General features: G+C 43.7%; 12 protein-coding genes and 2 tRNA genes. 7 read left to right on the top strand and 7 right to left on the bottom strand.

Annotation, left to right across the window (positions count from 1 at the left end):
* The first annotated feature begins 8 nt into the window (after window positions 1-8).
* Window positions 9-83 (top strand) — tRNA-Gln (locus Q4A21_02775).
* Between the two features lie 99 nt (window positions 84-182).
* On the opposite strand, the gene Q4A21_02770 is transcribed toward Q4A21_02775, so the two are convergent.
* Window positions 183-1139 (bottom strand): hypothetical protein, encoded by a 957-nt coding sequence (locus Q4A21_02770; GenBank protein MDO4902451.1) that lies wholly within the window; start codon window positions 1137-1139, stop codon window positions 183-185.
* Complete coding sequence (locus tag Q4A21_02765) at window positions 1136-1291, bottom strand: hypothetical protein (GenBank protein MDO4902450.1); 156 nt, start codon at window positions 1289-1291, stop codon at window positions 1136-1138. Before Q4A21_02765 ends, Q4A21_02770 begins: the two co-directional genes overlap by 4 nt.
* A 107-nt stretch (window positions 1292-1398) precedes the next feature.
* Here Q4A21_02765 and arcC point away from each other — a divergent pair, with 107 nt between their 5' ends.
* Window positions 1399-2334, top strand: a complete 936-nt coding sequence (gene arcC / locus Q4A21_02760) for a carbamate kinase (protein ID MDO4902449.1) — start codon at window positions 1399-1401, stop codon at window positions 2332-2334.
* A 126-nt stretch (window positions 2335-2460) separates the two neighbouring features.
* Here arcC and trmD read toward each other — a convergent pair whose 3' ends face one another.
* The 4 genes from trmD to Q4A21_02740 form a co-directional block, all read right to left on the bottom strand.
* Window positions 2461-3102 (bottom strand): tRNA (guanosine(37)-N1)-methyltransferase TrmD, encoded by a 642-nt coding sequence (trmD, locus tag Q4A21_02755; GenBank protein MDO4902448.1) that lies wholly within the window; start codon window positions 3100-3102, stop codon window positions 2461-2463.
* Window positions 3096-3701, bottom strand: a complete 606-nt coding sequence (locus Q4A21_02750; protein ID MDO4902447.1) for an alpha/beta hydrolase — start codon at window positions 3699-3701, stop codon at window positions 3096-3098. The genes trmD and Q4A21_02750 overlap by 7 nt, the downstream gene beginning before the upstream one ends.
* Window positions 3702-3900: 199 nt before the next feature.
* A complete protein-coding gene (locus Q4A21_02745) occupies window positions 3901-4269 on the bottom strand; it encodes a KH domain-containing protein (protein ID MDO4902446.1) in 369 nt (122 codons plus the stop codon).
* A gap of 18 nt (window positions 4270-4287) precedes the next feature.
* Entirely contained in the window at window positions 4288-6660 is a 2373-nt protein-coding gene (locus tag Q4A21_02740) for a cation-translocating P-type ATPase (protein ID MDO4902445.1), read from the bottom strand.
* A 72-nt stretch (window positions 6661-6732) separates the two neighbouring features.
* Between Q4A21_02740 and Q4A21_02735 the strand changes: the two genes are divergently transcribed.
* The 3 genes from Q4A21_02735 (at window position 6733) to Q4A21_02725 (ending at window position 9319) form a co-directional block, all read left to right on the top strand.
* Window positions 6733-6808 (top strand) — tRNA-Trp (locus Q4A21_02735).
* A 116-nt stretch (window positions 6809-6924) separates the two neighbouring features.
* Window positions 6925-8202 (top strand): phosphopyruvate hydratase, encoded by a 1278-nt coding sequence (eno, locus tag Q4A21_02730; protein ID MDO4902444.1) that lies wholly within the window; start codon window positions 6925-6927, stop codon window positions 8200-8202.
* A gap of 112 nt (window positions 8203-8314) precedes the next feature.
* Window positions 8315-9319: a DUF4367 domain-containing protein gene (locus Q4A21_02725; protein MDO4902443.1), complete on the top strand. Its 1005-nt coding sequence runs from the start codon at window positions 8315-8317 to the stop codon at window positions 9317-9319.
* A 56-nt stretch (window positions 9320-9375) separates the two neighbouring features.
* Here Q4A21_02725 and rny read toward each other — a convergent pair whose 3' ends face one another.
* Entirely contained in the window at window positions 9376-10881 is a 1506-nt protein-coding gene (rny, locus tag Q4A21_02720) for a ribonuclease Y (GenBank protein MDO4902442.1), read from the bottom strand.
* Window positions 10882-11023: 142 nt separating this feature from the next.
* Here rny and Q4A21_02715 point away from each other — a divergent pair, with 142 nt between their 5' ends.
* Both Q4A21_02715 and Q4A21_02710 read left to right on the top strand, forming a co-directional pair.
* A complete protein-coding gene (locus Q4A21_02715; protein MDO4902441.1) occupies window positions 11024-11449 on the top strand; it encodes a hypothetical protein in 426 nt (141 codons plus the stop codon).
* Window positions 11446-13830 carry an ATP-dependent Clp protease ATP-binding subunit gene (locus Q4A21_02710; GenBank protein MDO4902440.1) on the top strand — a complete coding sequence of 795 codons (2385 nt, stop codon included), beginning with the start codon at window positions 11446-11448 and terminating at the stop codon, window positions 13828-13830. Before Q4A21_02715 ends, Q4A21_02710 begins: the two co-directional genes overlap by 4 nt.
* The last annotated feature ends 3 nt before the right edge of the window (window positions 13831-13833 follow it).

Genomic DNA, 13833 nt, shown 5'->3' with positions numbered 1-13833 from the left:
TGAAGTATTGGGATGTCGCCAAGTGGTAAGGCACCGGGTTTTGGTCCCGGCATTCGGGGGTTCGAATCCCTCCATCCCAGCCAAGAAGACTACACGAATTGTATATCGATTCGTGTATTTTTTATATATAAAAGAGACGCGCTTCCAGAGTGGCATGTCTCTTTTTATGTATCTATTTAATGCTAATGATTATCATTCCATCCACCGTGACCCCAGCAGGAATTTGCCCTGCCTCTGGCGGACGGATTTCCGTATGCGGGTGTCCCGTCTCGACAGTATCCGTCTGGGCCACGAGGTTGAGGCTGCTGTCGCGGTGTCGGCTGATGCTGTATTTGTGGTCGAGGCTGTGGGGTGGCATTTTTTGAGGCAGCCTCTTGCTGTCTCCGTCGAGCCTCTGCCGCCTGTCGATACTCTTCATTACGCCTCTCTATTTCAGCTCTTTGCTTTTCTTCGGCTTCGCGTCGAGCCCGTTCAGCTTCTTCCGCTTTACGCTTATCATCTTTCAATTTTTCTGATTGTAGGTATTTGCTATTCAATTCCTTGAGAGTTGCTTTGTCTTTGTCGGTAAGAAAAATGTCGATTTCAATGCTCTGATCCGCCATACGGTCGTTATTTAAAACCGTATTTTTAACGACAAATTCCCCAAAGTATTTCTGAGAAGTGATTTTTTCTGTATCAAAATCAGACTTAGCCCAATCGCTAATAGGAATTTTTCGAGAAATCTTCGAAGTAAATTTTCCATCTTTATCGCTAGAAATACTCACTCCATTGCTATCCAATTTGGCATTTTCTACATCAGAAAATTTGCCAGAAATTTCAACTTCTTTACAGTCGAGTGGCTTTATTTCACTATCGTAATTATCGATAGAAACCTCAATCGGCGTTAACTCACAGGGAATCTTCTGCTTATCGCCTCCAATAATATTAATGCTATATTTCTTAGACTTTTCCCTATTGATAGTTTTATTAAACTCTTGGTAAAGATCGGCCTTTTCGAATCCTGTGATCATTCCGTCAATAGATACACAAATAACGAGGGCTAGAAGTATTCCTGTAACTATAAGTAAAGCATTGAACTTCGGTTCGTCTAAGTTAAGGTATTTTTCCGTAAGATTTTTTGTCGTTGCGACTTTCTTCATTTCGAAACTCCGCTATTTTTAGTTTTTTCGTAATATTCTGAAAAAGATTCTTGATACGGTTTTCTGCCAATAATTACCAAGAATATCGTAACAGCCACCACGGCTAACATAAAAATAATTCTAAATTTTCTCGAAACTTTCAGCTCTTTCATGACTTCAATTATACGGTTTTTATTTTTACTAGTCAAGGACTTGCTTTTTTGTGTTGAATATTCTAGAATAAGTATATAATCAACCATAAAAATAAAAAGGAAAAGTTATGAGTAAAATTGTAGTGGCGCTCGGCGGAAATGCGCTCCAAAACGGCAAAGAAGCCCGCGCCGATCAGCAAGAGGCGGTTGCCAAGCAAACCATAAAACGGCTGATGCCTTTGATTGAAGAGGGGCACCAAATTGTGATTGTTCACGGTAACGGTCCGCAAGTAGGCAATATAATTCTTCACGAGGAGGCGATCAATACTGAGGCGACGCCGACTATGCCACTTCATACGGCGGTTGGAATGACGCAAGGTATGATTGGTTTTTGGCTTCAAAAGGCGCTAAAAGAAGAATTCCATTCAATAAATCTTAAAAAAGACGCTGTGGCGGTGGTAACGCAGATTGAAGTTTCGCGGTCGGACCCTGCGTTCGACAGTCCGTCCAAGCCGATTGGGCCATTCTACACGGAAGAAGAGGCTAGGACAGCCGAGCAGGAGAAGGGTTACGCGGTCAAAGAAGACTCGGGGCGTGGGTGGCGTCGTGTGGTTTCTTCGCCTAAACCGATCGACATTGTGGAGCTTTCTGTAATTGAAAGGCTATTGGAATCGGGCGCAGTGGTCATCGCAGGTGGCGGTGGTGGTATCCCTGTTGAGCGCAGTGCGGACGGAAGTCTGTCTGGCGTGGATGCGATTATTGATAAAGACTTTGCGGCGGAACTTTTGGCTGAGCAGATTGGTGCGGATATGTTGCTGATTTTGACGGCGGTGGATTATGCTGCCATCAATTTCGGCAAAGAAAATCAAGCAGACTTGAAGCAAATTTCTGTCGAAGAGGCCAAAAAGCATATCGCAGACGGACAATTTGGTGCGGGATCGATGCTACCTAAGATTGAAGCCTGCGTAAAATTTGCCGAATTTGGCGGAAAAGCGGTGATTACTTCACTCAAAAATGCACAAAACGCTATCGAAAATGGCGATGGCACGGTGATCATTGGTTGAATTAATCGGACTATAATTTTGCATAAAGCAAATTAACTTTCGAATTTTCCGCAAGGCTTGCCCGAGGACTTTTCGGAAATAATTTCTTTATACAAGATAAAAAACATCCTTCTTGCGAGGGATGTTTTATTTTGAGTGGTTGGTACGCCATTTGGCGATTTCGCCGTGGTGGCCGCTGAGGAGAACCTCTGGGACTTTTAGCCCGCGAAATTCCGCAGGGCGCGTGTATTGCGGAAATTCCAGATTGCCACCGTCAGAATAGCTCTCGATCTCGGCGGAAGTTTCGCCACCAAGAACGCCTGGTATTAGGCGCACGATACTGTCGATGATGGTCATTGCTGGCAGTTCTCCTCCGGTCAGGACGAATTTGCCGACACTGATTTTCTCATCAACTAATTCAAATATTCGTGCATCGAAGCCTTCGTAGCGACCGCACAAAATTATCAAATCGCGTGCTTCGTCGGCGTAATTTTGCGCCATTTGTTGATTCCAGATTGTGGGGCTAGGTGACATTGCAATGACGCGGGCGTGTGGCGATTTGCTCTTAGCAAACTCTACCGCTTCAAAAAGGGGCTCGGGCTTTAGTAGCATTCCATCGCCTCCGCCATAGGGTGTGTCGTCGACTTGCTTGCGAGGGCCAATTCCGTAATCGCGTAAATTTATCATCTCGAAGCGAACAGCGCCTTGATTTTGCGCCTTCCACATCATTGAGCCATTAAGTACCGGCTCGAACATTTCTGGGAAGAGGGTGATTATTTGGATTAGCATTTCGAGTCCCTTAGGAAGTTATTGATTGTTTTTGCTAAATCTTGCGGGTTGTCTATATTGACTTCATGCCCAGAACTTTGGATGATTTCGAGAGTGGACTTTGACAATAGTTGGCTCATTTTCTTCGAAGATTTTTTATTGGCGAAGTCTTTTTCTCCGACTACAACTAACGTTTCCGTGGCAATATCATTGAGGTTGTCTTCAAGATTTATATTTTTTAATGAATTGGTTAAAGATAGAACATTTTCTTTACTTTGATTCATTTTTTTGAAAAAAGATATTGGAAGCATTCTGAATATTGTCGACTGAATCGAAAACAAGAATCTTGGAATCTTGTAAGGCGTAGCGATTAGAATGAGTTTATTTATCTTATGAGGGTTATTTATGGCGTATTTTAGAGATAATAAACCGCCAAGAGATAATCCGCATAGCGTGAGTTTTTCCTCAAATTTATTGCATTCTTCTTCAAATATTTTATAGAGACTATCAAAATCACTAATACTTGGCAGGCTTAGCGCTACAGATTCCTGATGAAGATTCTTGGAGACTTTTGCCCAAGAGTTTTTATCTTGACCGAGTCCGTGAACTAAAATTAACATATTTATATTTTAGCATATTTTGATAATTTTGGCAAATTCTAATAAAAATCAAAAATCCCGCCAGGAGATGAAAAGGCAGGGTTTTTGATAAGTATAAGCTCTCAAACTTGTAGTTTGCTCGCATAGAGCTTTTGTTTTTCCGCAGTTCAATTGTTATAAGCGAAACTCCACTTAACGCTTATGTTTGAACTAATTTATATTATACATCAAAGTCATCGAGTTCTGCAAGGGCTTTTCGAGTTTTTTCTGTGAAATTTTCAGAATTTGCCGAGTTTTCCACAGGCTTATCTGTTGAGTTTTCCACAACAGTTTCTTTTGGAGCGGAATTTTCAACAATTTTTAGATTATAGCGCGCATCATTCTTTACTCCCAAAGCGCGAAGTAGATTTCGAAGGCTCTGAGCAGTTGCACCACGACGGCCGATGATTCGTCCAAGATCCTCATCACCAACGGTTAAAGTCAACAAAACTCCTTTTTCATCAATAGTGCGTTCAACTTGCACGGCCTCTGGATTCTCAACGAGATTTTTTACGATATATTCTACAAATTGCTGGTCGATAGTCGCCATAGTCCTCCTTTAATCAGTTTATGCTTTAATTTTATCACGAATTTTGCCCAAATTCAAGTTGGTCGCCAAGAAAATTAGTGCGAAAATACTTGAAAGCACCGCAAAAATAGGGAATGTCTGAGAGGTGAGTAGGCCAATTTCAAGTAGTGGGCGGAAGAAGATCGCCGTGGCAGTAAATGCGAAAATTGTCCAAATGAGAAGCAGACTTCGCCAAAGGTTGAGCGGAAGGCTTGCACGCACCACGCTAAAGAACCCGATCACGCCTAAAAGGTAATATTGCGTTGTTGATATCGCCTCGCTTGTCCAGCCGTTTTGTGAGCCAAAAATTCGAATAAAAATCACGCTAAACACCACCATCAAGGCACTTGGTAACGCTGCAAGAAGGGAACTTCGTAAAAAGTTTTTCTCGACTGGCTTGTCGTTTTTTTCGAAGGTCAGCACAAATGGCGGGAAGCCTTCGATAATTTGATCTACTAATGTAATTTGGACCGGAATGAACGGGAAAATCATTAGCGCATCTCCGCCAAACAAAATCGAAATCATGCAAATTATCGCCAAAATAAACGAATAGATTGTCTTGATGAAGAAGATTGGGGCGATTCGGGAGATGTTGTTGACCACGCGGCGGCCTTCGAACAGAATTTCTGGCATATCGTTAAAGTCTGAATTGAGAAGCACGAGGTTGGCTATTTGGCGAGTTGCGGGATCGCCTTCAGCCATTACGATTGAGCAGTCCGCTTCACGAAGCGCCAAGATATCATTGACGCCATCACCTGTCATCGCGACTGTGCGACCAGCATTTTTGAGCGTTTGGACGAGCAATTTCTTTTGATGCGGAGAAACTCGACCAAAGATTGCTGTTTTGGTGGCGATTTTTTGAAGTTCCTTATCTGAGATTTTGGAGCAATCGACAAAATTCTCAAAGTTGTCAAAGCCTGCCTCCTTAGCAATAAAAGAAACAGTCACGGGGTTGTCGCCAGAGATGATTTTAAGATCTACTTGCTGTGAGCGGAGATATTCGAGCGTCTCTCGGGCACCATCACGGATTGGGTCGAGAATTTCGAGCAGGGCAAGTTTTGAAATTTTGGATGGCAATGAGATTTTATGCGAGTCAATTTTGCTTGAAGAAACCGCTACCGCCAAAACGCGAGAGCCTCGAGATTGTGCTTCAATCGCTTCTTTAGGCAATTTAGAAAAGATAAATTCTGGCGCCCCAAGAATTATCGTGCCAACACCTGAAATCTCCATCGCACCCCATTTGCGATCGCTCGAGAATGGGATTATGTTAGAAGCCTCAAAATCGTGTGAAGTTTTACTAAATTTCTTTCTGATGGCCTGAGCGGTTGGGTTGTTGTCTTCTGAAAAACTCATATACGCGGCGATGATTTTTTCCGTATCGTCTTCGGAGAATTTTTTGCTTAAATTATAAAAGCCTGCCACCTTCATTTTTCCCTCTGTTATTGTGCCGGTTTTGTCGAGACATAGCGTATCGACACGGGCTAGAGTTTCGACAGAATACATTTCTTGAACGAGAACTTTACGAAGTCCTAACTTAATCACGGCTGTGAGGAGAGAAGTAATTGTAAGAAGGGCAATGCCTTTAGGGAGCATTCCGAGAAGTGGGGCTGCTGTATAAATTACAGCGTTTTTAATCTCGCTACCTTTGTGTGGGGTGTGCTTAGCAAAGTAAATCAGCCACGCTTCAAAAAACAGAGCAAGACCAAGAGGGATGATGATTTTACTAGTGAAGCCGGCAATTTTGTTAAGAGAGAAGAGAATTTGCGAATTGATCGGCTTGAGTGTTTTAGCCTCAACCATAAGTTTGTTGGCGTAATTGTCGGCGCCGACTTTATGTACGCGCGCCAAGATCTTACCACTGGCCAAAAAACTTCCAGATAAGACTTCCGCATCCAATTCTTTAAGCACCAAGTCGGACTCACCTGTGAGCATCGCCTCGTTGGCTTCTGCCATACCTTTAATCACGATGGCGTCGCTTGGGATTTGCTCGCCGGCAGAAAGTTCTAAGATGTCGCCGAGAACGATCTCTTCTGGATTGATCTGTTGTTTTCTTCCTGAACGAAGCACGGTGACTTTTTCTTTGGACAAAAGATTGAGTTTGTCGATCATCTTCTTGGCTCTAATCTCTGTTAAGATTCCAGTGATGGCGTTGACGGCAATCACGGCAATGAAGACCATATTTGTCCAAGCACCAACCAGTGCCAGCGCCACGGCAATAGCGAAGTTCAAAAAGTTGAACGGCGTGAAGACATTCCGCTTAAAAATATCCCAGTTAGAATTGCTGGTCGATGCCGTAAAATTGTTAGTATTTCCGAGTTCTATCTGTTTTTGGACTTGTTGTTTATTTAGCCCGCTAAATTTCTCTTTGCTCATATAATATATTATAACATTTTATGCGTTAAATCGGTTGAGATTTTATAAAAAGTATGCTAAAATTGTGAGCATACGGGCATAGCTCAGTTGGTAGAGCACAGGTCTCCAAAACCTGGTGTCGGGAGTTCGAGTCTCTCTGTCCGTGCCAAATTCGATTTTCAAAATCGCCTCTCGTGGAAAGCGGGGCGGTTTTTATTTTTTTTGAAGTGAAATTTTCGATCAAAAAACCTTGACCGCTTCGCTTAAAAGGCGTAAAATAGGAGTATGGAATACATAATTAAAGAGATTAAAGGACGACAAATTTTGGACTCGCGCGGTAATCCTACCGTGGAGGCCGATGTAATTTTGGAAAGTGGCGCAATGGGTCGCGCGGCTGTTCCGAGCGGTGCTTCGACTGGTTCTGGTGAGGCGCTTGAACTTCGCGATGGCGGTGACGCTTACGTTGGAAAAGCTGTAACTAAGGCAGTTGATAATGTGAACGGTGCGATCCGTGAGGCTTTGATTGGCAAAAATGCTGAAAACCAAGAAGAGATCGACCAAATTATGCTCGACATCGACGGCACAGATAACAAATCTAATCTTGGTGCTAACGCTGTTTTAGCGGTTTCGCTCGCGGTTGCTAAGGCGGTCGCTGCTGAAAAAGGCATTGAACTTTGGCAATATATCGCTGAAAAAACCAACTCCAAGCCAAGCCTTCCGCTTCCAATGATGAATGTGATGAACGGTGGTGCGCATGCTGGTTGGGCAACTGATATTCAAGAGTACATGATTATGCCAGTTGGCGCAAAAACTATTTTTGAAGCAGTACAAATGGGCGCAGAAACTTTCCACGCTCTCGCCAAAGTTCTCAAGAGCAAAGGCTACCCTACTACTGTTGGTGATGAAGGTGGTTATGCTCCAAAAGTTCAAAACGGCAACGAAGAGCCACTTCAATTGATTTCTCAAGCAATCGCTGATGCTGGCTATGAACTCGGTAAAGATATCGCGTTCGCGTCCGACCCTGCTTCGACAGAATTCTATAAAGAAGATCAATACGATCTCAAGGCTAACGGCGTTAAACTTTCAAGCGAAGAGATGATTGCGTTTTATGAAGATTTGACTTCAAAATATCCATTCACCTCAATCGAAGACGGGTTGGCGGAAAACGACTGGGACGGCTGGAAACTTTTGACTGAAAAATTAGGCAATAAAATCCAATTGGTCGGCGACGACTTGATGGTGACAAACTCAAAATTGCTCCAAAAATCAATCGATCTTGGTGTCGCTAACGCAATTTTGATTAAGCCAAACCAGATCGGATCGCTTTCTGAAACGATCGCCGCTGTCAAATTGGCACAAAGCAACGGCTACAACACCGTAATGAGCCATCGCTCTGGTGAAACTGAGGACACCACAATCTCGCACCTTGCTGTTGGCTTGGGTTGTGGTCAGATCAAGACTGGCTCGCTCTCACGCACCGACCGCGTTGCTAAATACAACGAGTTGATGCGAATCGCCGAAGCCAACCCAGAACTTGAACTTGCTCGACCTTTCGGCAATTAGTTTTTGAAAGTATAAAACCGCTCCATTAAATTGGGGTGGTTTTATTTTGCTCAAAAATCTTGAAAAAGCGTAAGTTTTATGATAAAATAAGCGTAAGTTAATTGGAGATGAGATGAAAGAAATAATTGTAAATGGCAGGCGATATGATGCCGAAACTGGACAATTGTTGGAGGTAGTTGAGCCTAAGGCTCCAGTTTTTGAAGCAAAAAATATCCATCAATCACCCCAAAAGTCACAAACCCTGAACAGAAAATTTGTGCGAATGCCCGAGAAGAAGACTTCTGAGCAGATCGCTATTGAGCAGTTTAAGCGTCGCCACGATTATGCTGAAGAGAGAAAGTTGGCATCTTTGGCGGAAGTTAAAAAATATCACGCTGAAAACTCTCGCAAAATTCTGCGCAGAAGTGGATCAGCGGTGATTCAGCCAATTTCAAGAAAGGTTGAAGGTGTGACCCGCGCGGAAAATTCCTCTTCGAAAGACAAAAAATCTGAAGAGATTGCTCCGTATAAAATCCATCCAATTCAAGCCCAGGCAATTGCGCAAATCCAGGCTAAGAATTCTGACAAAATTTTACCGTCAATGGCAGAGATTAAGCAGAATGCGATTGCGTCTGCCTTGAATCGCGTGGCTAAAGAGCAGCAAATCGAACAAAAAACCCAGAAGAAATCGCGTCGAGCGTGGTGGATTTTTGGTGGAGTTTTTGCTGTGGCGATCATTGTTGGTGCTGGAATTTTAATGAATTTACCACAAATTTCTGCTCAAGTTGCTTCCGCGCAGAGTGGATTTTCTGCTACAATTCCTTCTTTTCAGCCAGAAGGTTTCAGGTTGAAGGAATTGCCATATTTTGATGGAAAGTCAATAGTAATGAGATTCTCCAATAATAACAAGAACTATGAGATTAAACAGATACAATCTTCTTGGGATTCTGCTTCACTTCTTGAAAATTATGTATTGACAAAGTGGGGAGAAGATTATACAACTTATCGTGAAAAAGGTCTGACCGTGTATAAAAAAGATGGCTCGGCCGTGTGGGTTAACGGTGGTCGGATGTTCGAAATTTCTGGTGCGGAAGAACTTTCTAATGAAGAAATTTTGCGCATTGCTGTCAGTTTCTAATCTATTAAACTTCAAGAAAAATAAAACTTCGCCCGAGTAGAGCGAAGTTTTTAATTTTATTTAGCGTATTCGATCGCACGAGTTTCACGGATGATGTTGACTTTGATTACGCCAGGATATTGCATTGTGCTTTCAATCTTGTTGGCAACATCACGGGCAAGTTTGATCGCGCTGAGATCATCGACTTTTTCTGGGCGAACAATCACGCGGATTTCACGACCGGCGCTGATTGCGTAAGCCTTTTCAATCCCATCGAAGGAGGTTGCTACGTTTTCGAGTTCTCGCATTCTCTCGGCAAAATTTTCTGCGGCGGCATTCCTGACGCCAGGTCGAGCCGCACTCATTGCGTCTGTAATTTTAACAATAATCGCCTCTGGAGTGGTTGCCTCAACATCGTCGTGGTGTGCGGCAATAGCGTTGACAACGCGTGGATCCATGCCGTATTTTTCGGCGAGTTCTGCTCCAATTTGCGCGTGCTTACCCTCAATTTTATGAGTTACGGCTTTACCGACATCATGGAATAGGGCGGCAGTTTTGGCGATTTTTACATTTGCGCCAATTTCTTCGGCAATTAGGCCGGCGATATTGGCCATTTCTGTGGAGTGTTTGAGGACATTTTGCCCATAACTTGTGCGGAATTTGAGTTCTCCAAGCAGGCGGAGCATCTCTCGGGGTAGGCCAAAGACGCCAACTTCGCGCGCGGCATCTTCTCCTGCGCGGTTGATCTCTTTGTTGATTTCTCGCTCGGCCTTTTCGACAACTTCTTCGATTCGAGCAGGGTTAATCCGACCATCTTTCATTAAAATTTCCAAAGAAAGTCGCGCAATCTGGCGTCGAACAGGGTCGAAACTGGACAAAACCACCATTCCGGGAGTATCGTCAACCAGCACATCAACACCGGTGGCGCGCTGAATTGCTTGGATGTTGCGGCCTTCTTTGCCGATGATTCGACCCTTCATTTCGTCATCTGGAAGTTTGAGGGCGGTGACAGTGCGATCAGCGGTGACCTCGCTCGAAATCCTTTCCATTGCGCTCACGAGAATCGTTTGAGCGCGAGTTTCAGCGTCCTCGGTGGCATTTTTTTGGAGTTTTGCTACAAGATTGATCATATCTTGCTTCATATTTTTTTCTGCTAAGACGAGAAGTTTTTCTTCTGCCTCCTTTTTGGAGAGTTTAGCGATTTTCTCTAGTTTCTCCGATTGGCGATTGCGAATTTCGAGCACTTCATTTTTGAGATTTTCGACTTCAATCTCTGAATTTCGAAGTTTCTCGGCGCGACTATCGAGTTGGTCGAGTTTTTTGTCGAGGTTATTTTCGCGCTCAGCAAGGCGATTTTCCATCTTGCGGATTTCAGCGCGACGCTCATTGTCGTCTTTTTGTGCATCAGATGTGATTTTTAGCGCTTTTTCATTAGCACGCTCTAAGATTTCTGCTGATTTTTTCTTGGCTTCAGCGATAATTTTGTCGGAATTATTGCGAGCGTTGGCGCTTTTTACCTTTTCATACGCCAAAACACCACCGCCACCAGCCGCAAGACCAGCGATGAGAAGAAGTATTTCCATAAAGTTCCTTTCAGTATTTGTAAAACAAATTTATCAAGTTTAATATCATTCAAAAGGCTAAAAAGCCTACTTCAATTATAACACAAAAATCATAAAAATTGTTGAAAAAAATCAGATTTTGGCGTATAATCTTAATATGCTTATGGCTTTTATTTCTTGGTGGTATGGAAAAGGTTGGGCGTGGCGCGCGGAGCGGATTTTGGATGGCTTGGAGCGCTCGATGGATACTTTTTCTCTTGGGCTTTTAGTGAAGACTTGGTTCTCGCCATTTAGGCAAATTGATGCTGGTGGAAGTAGCGGAGGCTCTCTTGAAGTGTGGTTTAGGCGTGCGATGGACAAGCTGTTCTCGCGGTTTGTCGGGGCTTTTTTACGCACGATTATGATGGCGGTTGGCGTGATTTGGATTTCTGCTAAGGCTATTTGGGGGATGTTTTTGCTTTTGCTCCATCCGATTTTACCGATTTTACCGATTTTGCTTGTGATTATGTTTTTTGTTGGATGGACGCCTAAAATGCCTAAACTTCGACAGATTTTTAATCTTGAAAAATCAAGGAGTGTAGAAAGATGAGTCAAATTTATAACTCTATCAGAGCGAAGAAATCTCGCCTTGAAGTTGGCTTAAAGCCGTGGATTCTCGTACTTAAAATTGCTAAATGGGCGTTGATTTTAGGCGGAATTACATTGATTCTATCTGGGCAAAAATTGGGCTGGCTGGTCTTGTCTATTTGGCCGGTTATTTCTGCTATATTAAATTGGCGGGCCGGCGAACTCCACAGATTGAATCCAATTTCTGGATCTTCTAAAATTGAAGATTTATTATCAAGCAATATTATTGGTAAAATATCAAGTAGCGTGACTTCTACGGAGATTGCTAAAATTGTAATGGAATCGAGCGGTGGGCAATTTATTGTGGCCCGATTTGGTCTGGGTAAAACCACTATTGAAAGTTTGGCTGGATTACCACAAAATTCGCCCGAAAATATTTTTCAAACAGCGCTGGAGATTCATAAAAAACTACACACAAATACTATCTCTGGATCGGTTCTTGCGCTGGCAATTGTAAAAAATTACCCCGAACATGAAAAACTTTTGGCGCAATTTCGGATTGATTTTGGGGATCTCGAGAGAGGCGTCGCTTGGCATGACCATCTGTTTTCTCTAATTGACAGGGCCAAGATTCCTGTTAGGGATGGCGGACTGGCGCGCGATTGGAGTTTTGGCTGGACGCCAATGTTGGACAGATTTGGCCAGAATATTTCTAGGGCTGTGTCTGGCAATATTTTGATGAGTTCTAACTTGGAGCAGCATCACGAATTGGTTGATAGAATGGTTGAGCAATTTTCTAAGAACGGTCGCCAAAATGTCGCGTTGATTGGACCTGATGGTGTAGGCAAATCTACCGTAGTTAATGCATTCGCTCATAAAATTTTGGACGGGAATTCTAAAGTCCCTGCCACTCTGCAATACCGTCAGGTTGTGTCGTTGGACGCAAGCAGTCTGATTAGCGCGGCTCCAGGTCGAGGCGAGATTGAGAGCCTTATTAATCATATTTTGGTTGAGGCGTATTCTGCTAAAAATATAATTTTGTGTCTTGATAACGCGCAATTGTTTTTCGAAGAAGGTGTTGGCTCGGTTGATATTTCGAATGTTCTTCTACCGATTATTGAGGCGGGTCGTGTGCGGATGATTTTGACAATGGATGAGCAGCGCTTCCTTCAGATTTCTGCTAAAAATCCGGCGCTTGCGGGGGCACTTAATCGACTCCAAGTTTTGCCTGCTGGGTTCGAAGAAACTTTGGCGGTGATGGAAGATAAGTTGATCCTTTTCGAAAACCAAAATAAAGTTTTTTACCGATATCAAGCGTTGAAGCAGGCGTTTAATCTGAGCCAAAGATATATCTTCGATCTTGAAATGCCGGGCCGTGCGGTACGACTTCTTGAAATGGCTACTGGCTTTGCGGAGGGCGGTATAGTTGATGCGCAAGCGGTGGAGAGAGCGATCGAAAAAACTATGAATGTCAAGGTAGCATCCTCTAATTCCGAGAGCGAGAAGTCTACTTTGCTCAATCTTGAAAACTTGCTTCATCAGAGAATGATTGGTCAAGAAAAGGCTGTTTCTGCTGTCTCGAATGCGCTTCGACGAGCGAGAACTGGCGTGCGCAACCAAAACCGTCCGATCGGAACATTTCTTTTTCTCGGGCCGACTGGTGTGGGTAAAACCGAACTCTCTAAGGCGCTGGCGGAGATTTATTTTAATGGTGAAGAAAATATCGTGCGCCTCGACCTGAATGAATTTGTCCGCGCAGAAGATGTCGCTCGCCTGATTGCAGATGGCTCGCAGGATGCCAATTCGCTCACTGCGCAGATGATGAAGAAGCCGTTTTCGGTTGTGCTTTTGGACGAGATTGAAAAGGCTCATCCCAATGTCTTGACTGCGCTTCTTCAAGTTTTGGATGAGGGTATTTTGCGTGATGAGAAGAATCGCGAGATCTCCTTCCGTGATGCCATAATTATCGCCACATCCAACGCGGGCGCGGCGCGGATTTCGGAGTTGATTTCTCGAGGTTATGACGCGAATTCGGCTGAGCCGATTATTCTTCAAGATTTGATCGAAAGCCGTGAGTTTAAGCCAGAATTTCTTAATCGCTTTGACGAAATCGTCGTATTTGAGCCTTTGAGCAAAGATAATTTGCTTGAAATTATAGATTTGATGATCGCTGGCGTTAACAAAACTCTCGCTCAGCAAAAGATTAGCGTTTCTGTTTCGCCTGAGGCAAAGAGTCTGCTCGCCGATCTTGGCTACAATCCAGTAATGGGCGCGCGACCGATGCGCCGCGTAATCCAAAAAGTTGTCGAAAACACCGTTGCGCGAAAAATGCTCTCTGGTGAAATTTCCGCCGGCTCCAATATTGAGATTGGCGCTGAAATCGTGAAAGAAATGGCGCGCTAGTCA

This window comes from bacterium, from assembly GCA_030530825.1.
Lineage (GTDB): Bacteria > Patescibacteriota > Saccharimonadia > Saccharimonadales > Saccharimonadaceae > Nanogingivalis.
Note: the sequence above shows the minus strand (reverse complement) of the source record. Positions and strands in the feature narration are given on the sequence as shown.

Excerpts from the sequence above, each read along its gene's own strand:
- Q4A21_02740 (MDO4902445.1), bottom strand. The coding sequence starts at position 6,660 with ATGAGCAAAGAGAAATTTAGCGGGCTAAATAAACAACAAGTCCAAAAA.
- Q4A21_02710 (MDO4902440.1), top strand. The coding sequence starts at position 11,446 with ATGAGTCAAATTTATAACTCTATCAGAGCGAAGAAATCTCGCCTTGAA.
- Q4A21_02725 (MDO4902443.1), top strand. The coding sequence starts at position 8,315 with ATGAAAGAAATAATTGTAAATGGCAGGCGATATGATGCCGAAACTGGA.
- Q4A21_02770 (MDO4902451.1), bottom strand. The coding sequence starts at position 1,139 with ATGAAGAAAGTCGCAACGACAAAAAATCTTACGGAAAAATACCTTAAC.
- Q4A21_02750 (MDO4902447.1), bottom strand. The coding sequence starts at position 3,701 with ATGTTAATTTTAGTTCACGGACTCGGTCAAGATAAAAACTCTTGGGCA.
- trmD (MDO4902448.1), bottom strand. The coding sequence starts at position 3,102 with ATGCTAATCCAAATAATCACCCTCTTCCCAGAAATGTTCGAGCCGGTA.
- Q4A21_02765 (MDO4902450.1), bottom strand. The coding sequence starts at position 1,291 with ATGAAAGAGCTGAAAGTTTCGAGAAAATTTAGAATTATTTTTATGTTA.
- rny (MDO4902442.1), bottom strand. The coding sequence starts at position 10,881 with ATGGAAATACTTCTTCTCATCGCTGGTCTTGCGGCTGGTGGCGGTGGT.
- Q4A21_02715 (MDO4902441.1), top strand. The coding sequence starts at position 11,024 with ATGGCTTTTATTTCTTGGTGGTATGGAAAAGGTTGGGCGTGGCGCGCG.
- eno (MDO4902444.1), top strand. The coding sequence starts at position 6,925 with ATGGAATACATAATTAAAGAGATTAAAGGACGACAAATTTTGGACTCG.
- arcC (MDO4902449.1), top strand. The coding sequence starts at position 1,399 with ATGAGTAAAATTGTAGTGGCGCTCGGCGGAAATGCGCTCCAAAACGGC.
- Q4A21_02745 (MDO4902446.1), bottom strand. The coding sequence starts at position 4,269 with ATGGCGACTATCGACCAGCAATTTGTAGAATATATCGTAAAAAATCTC.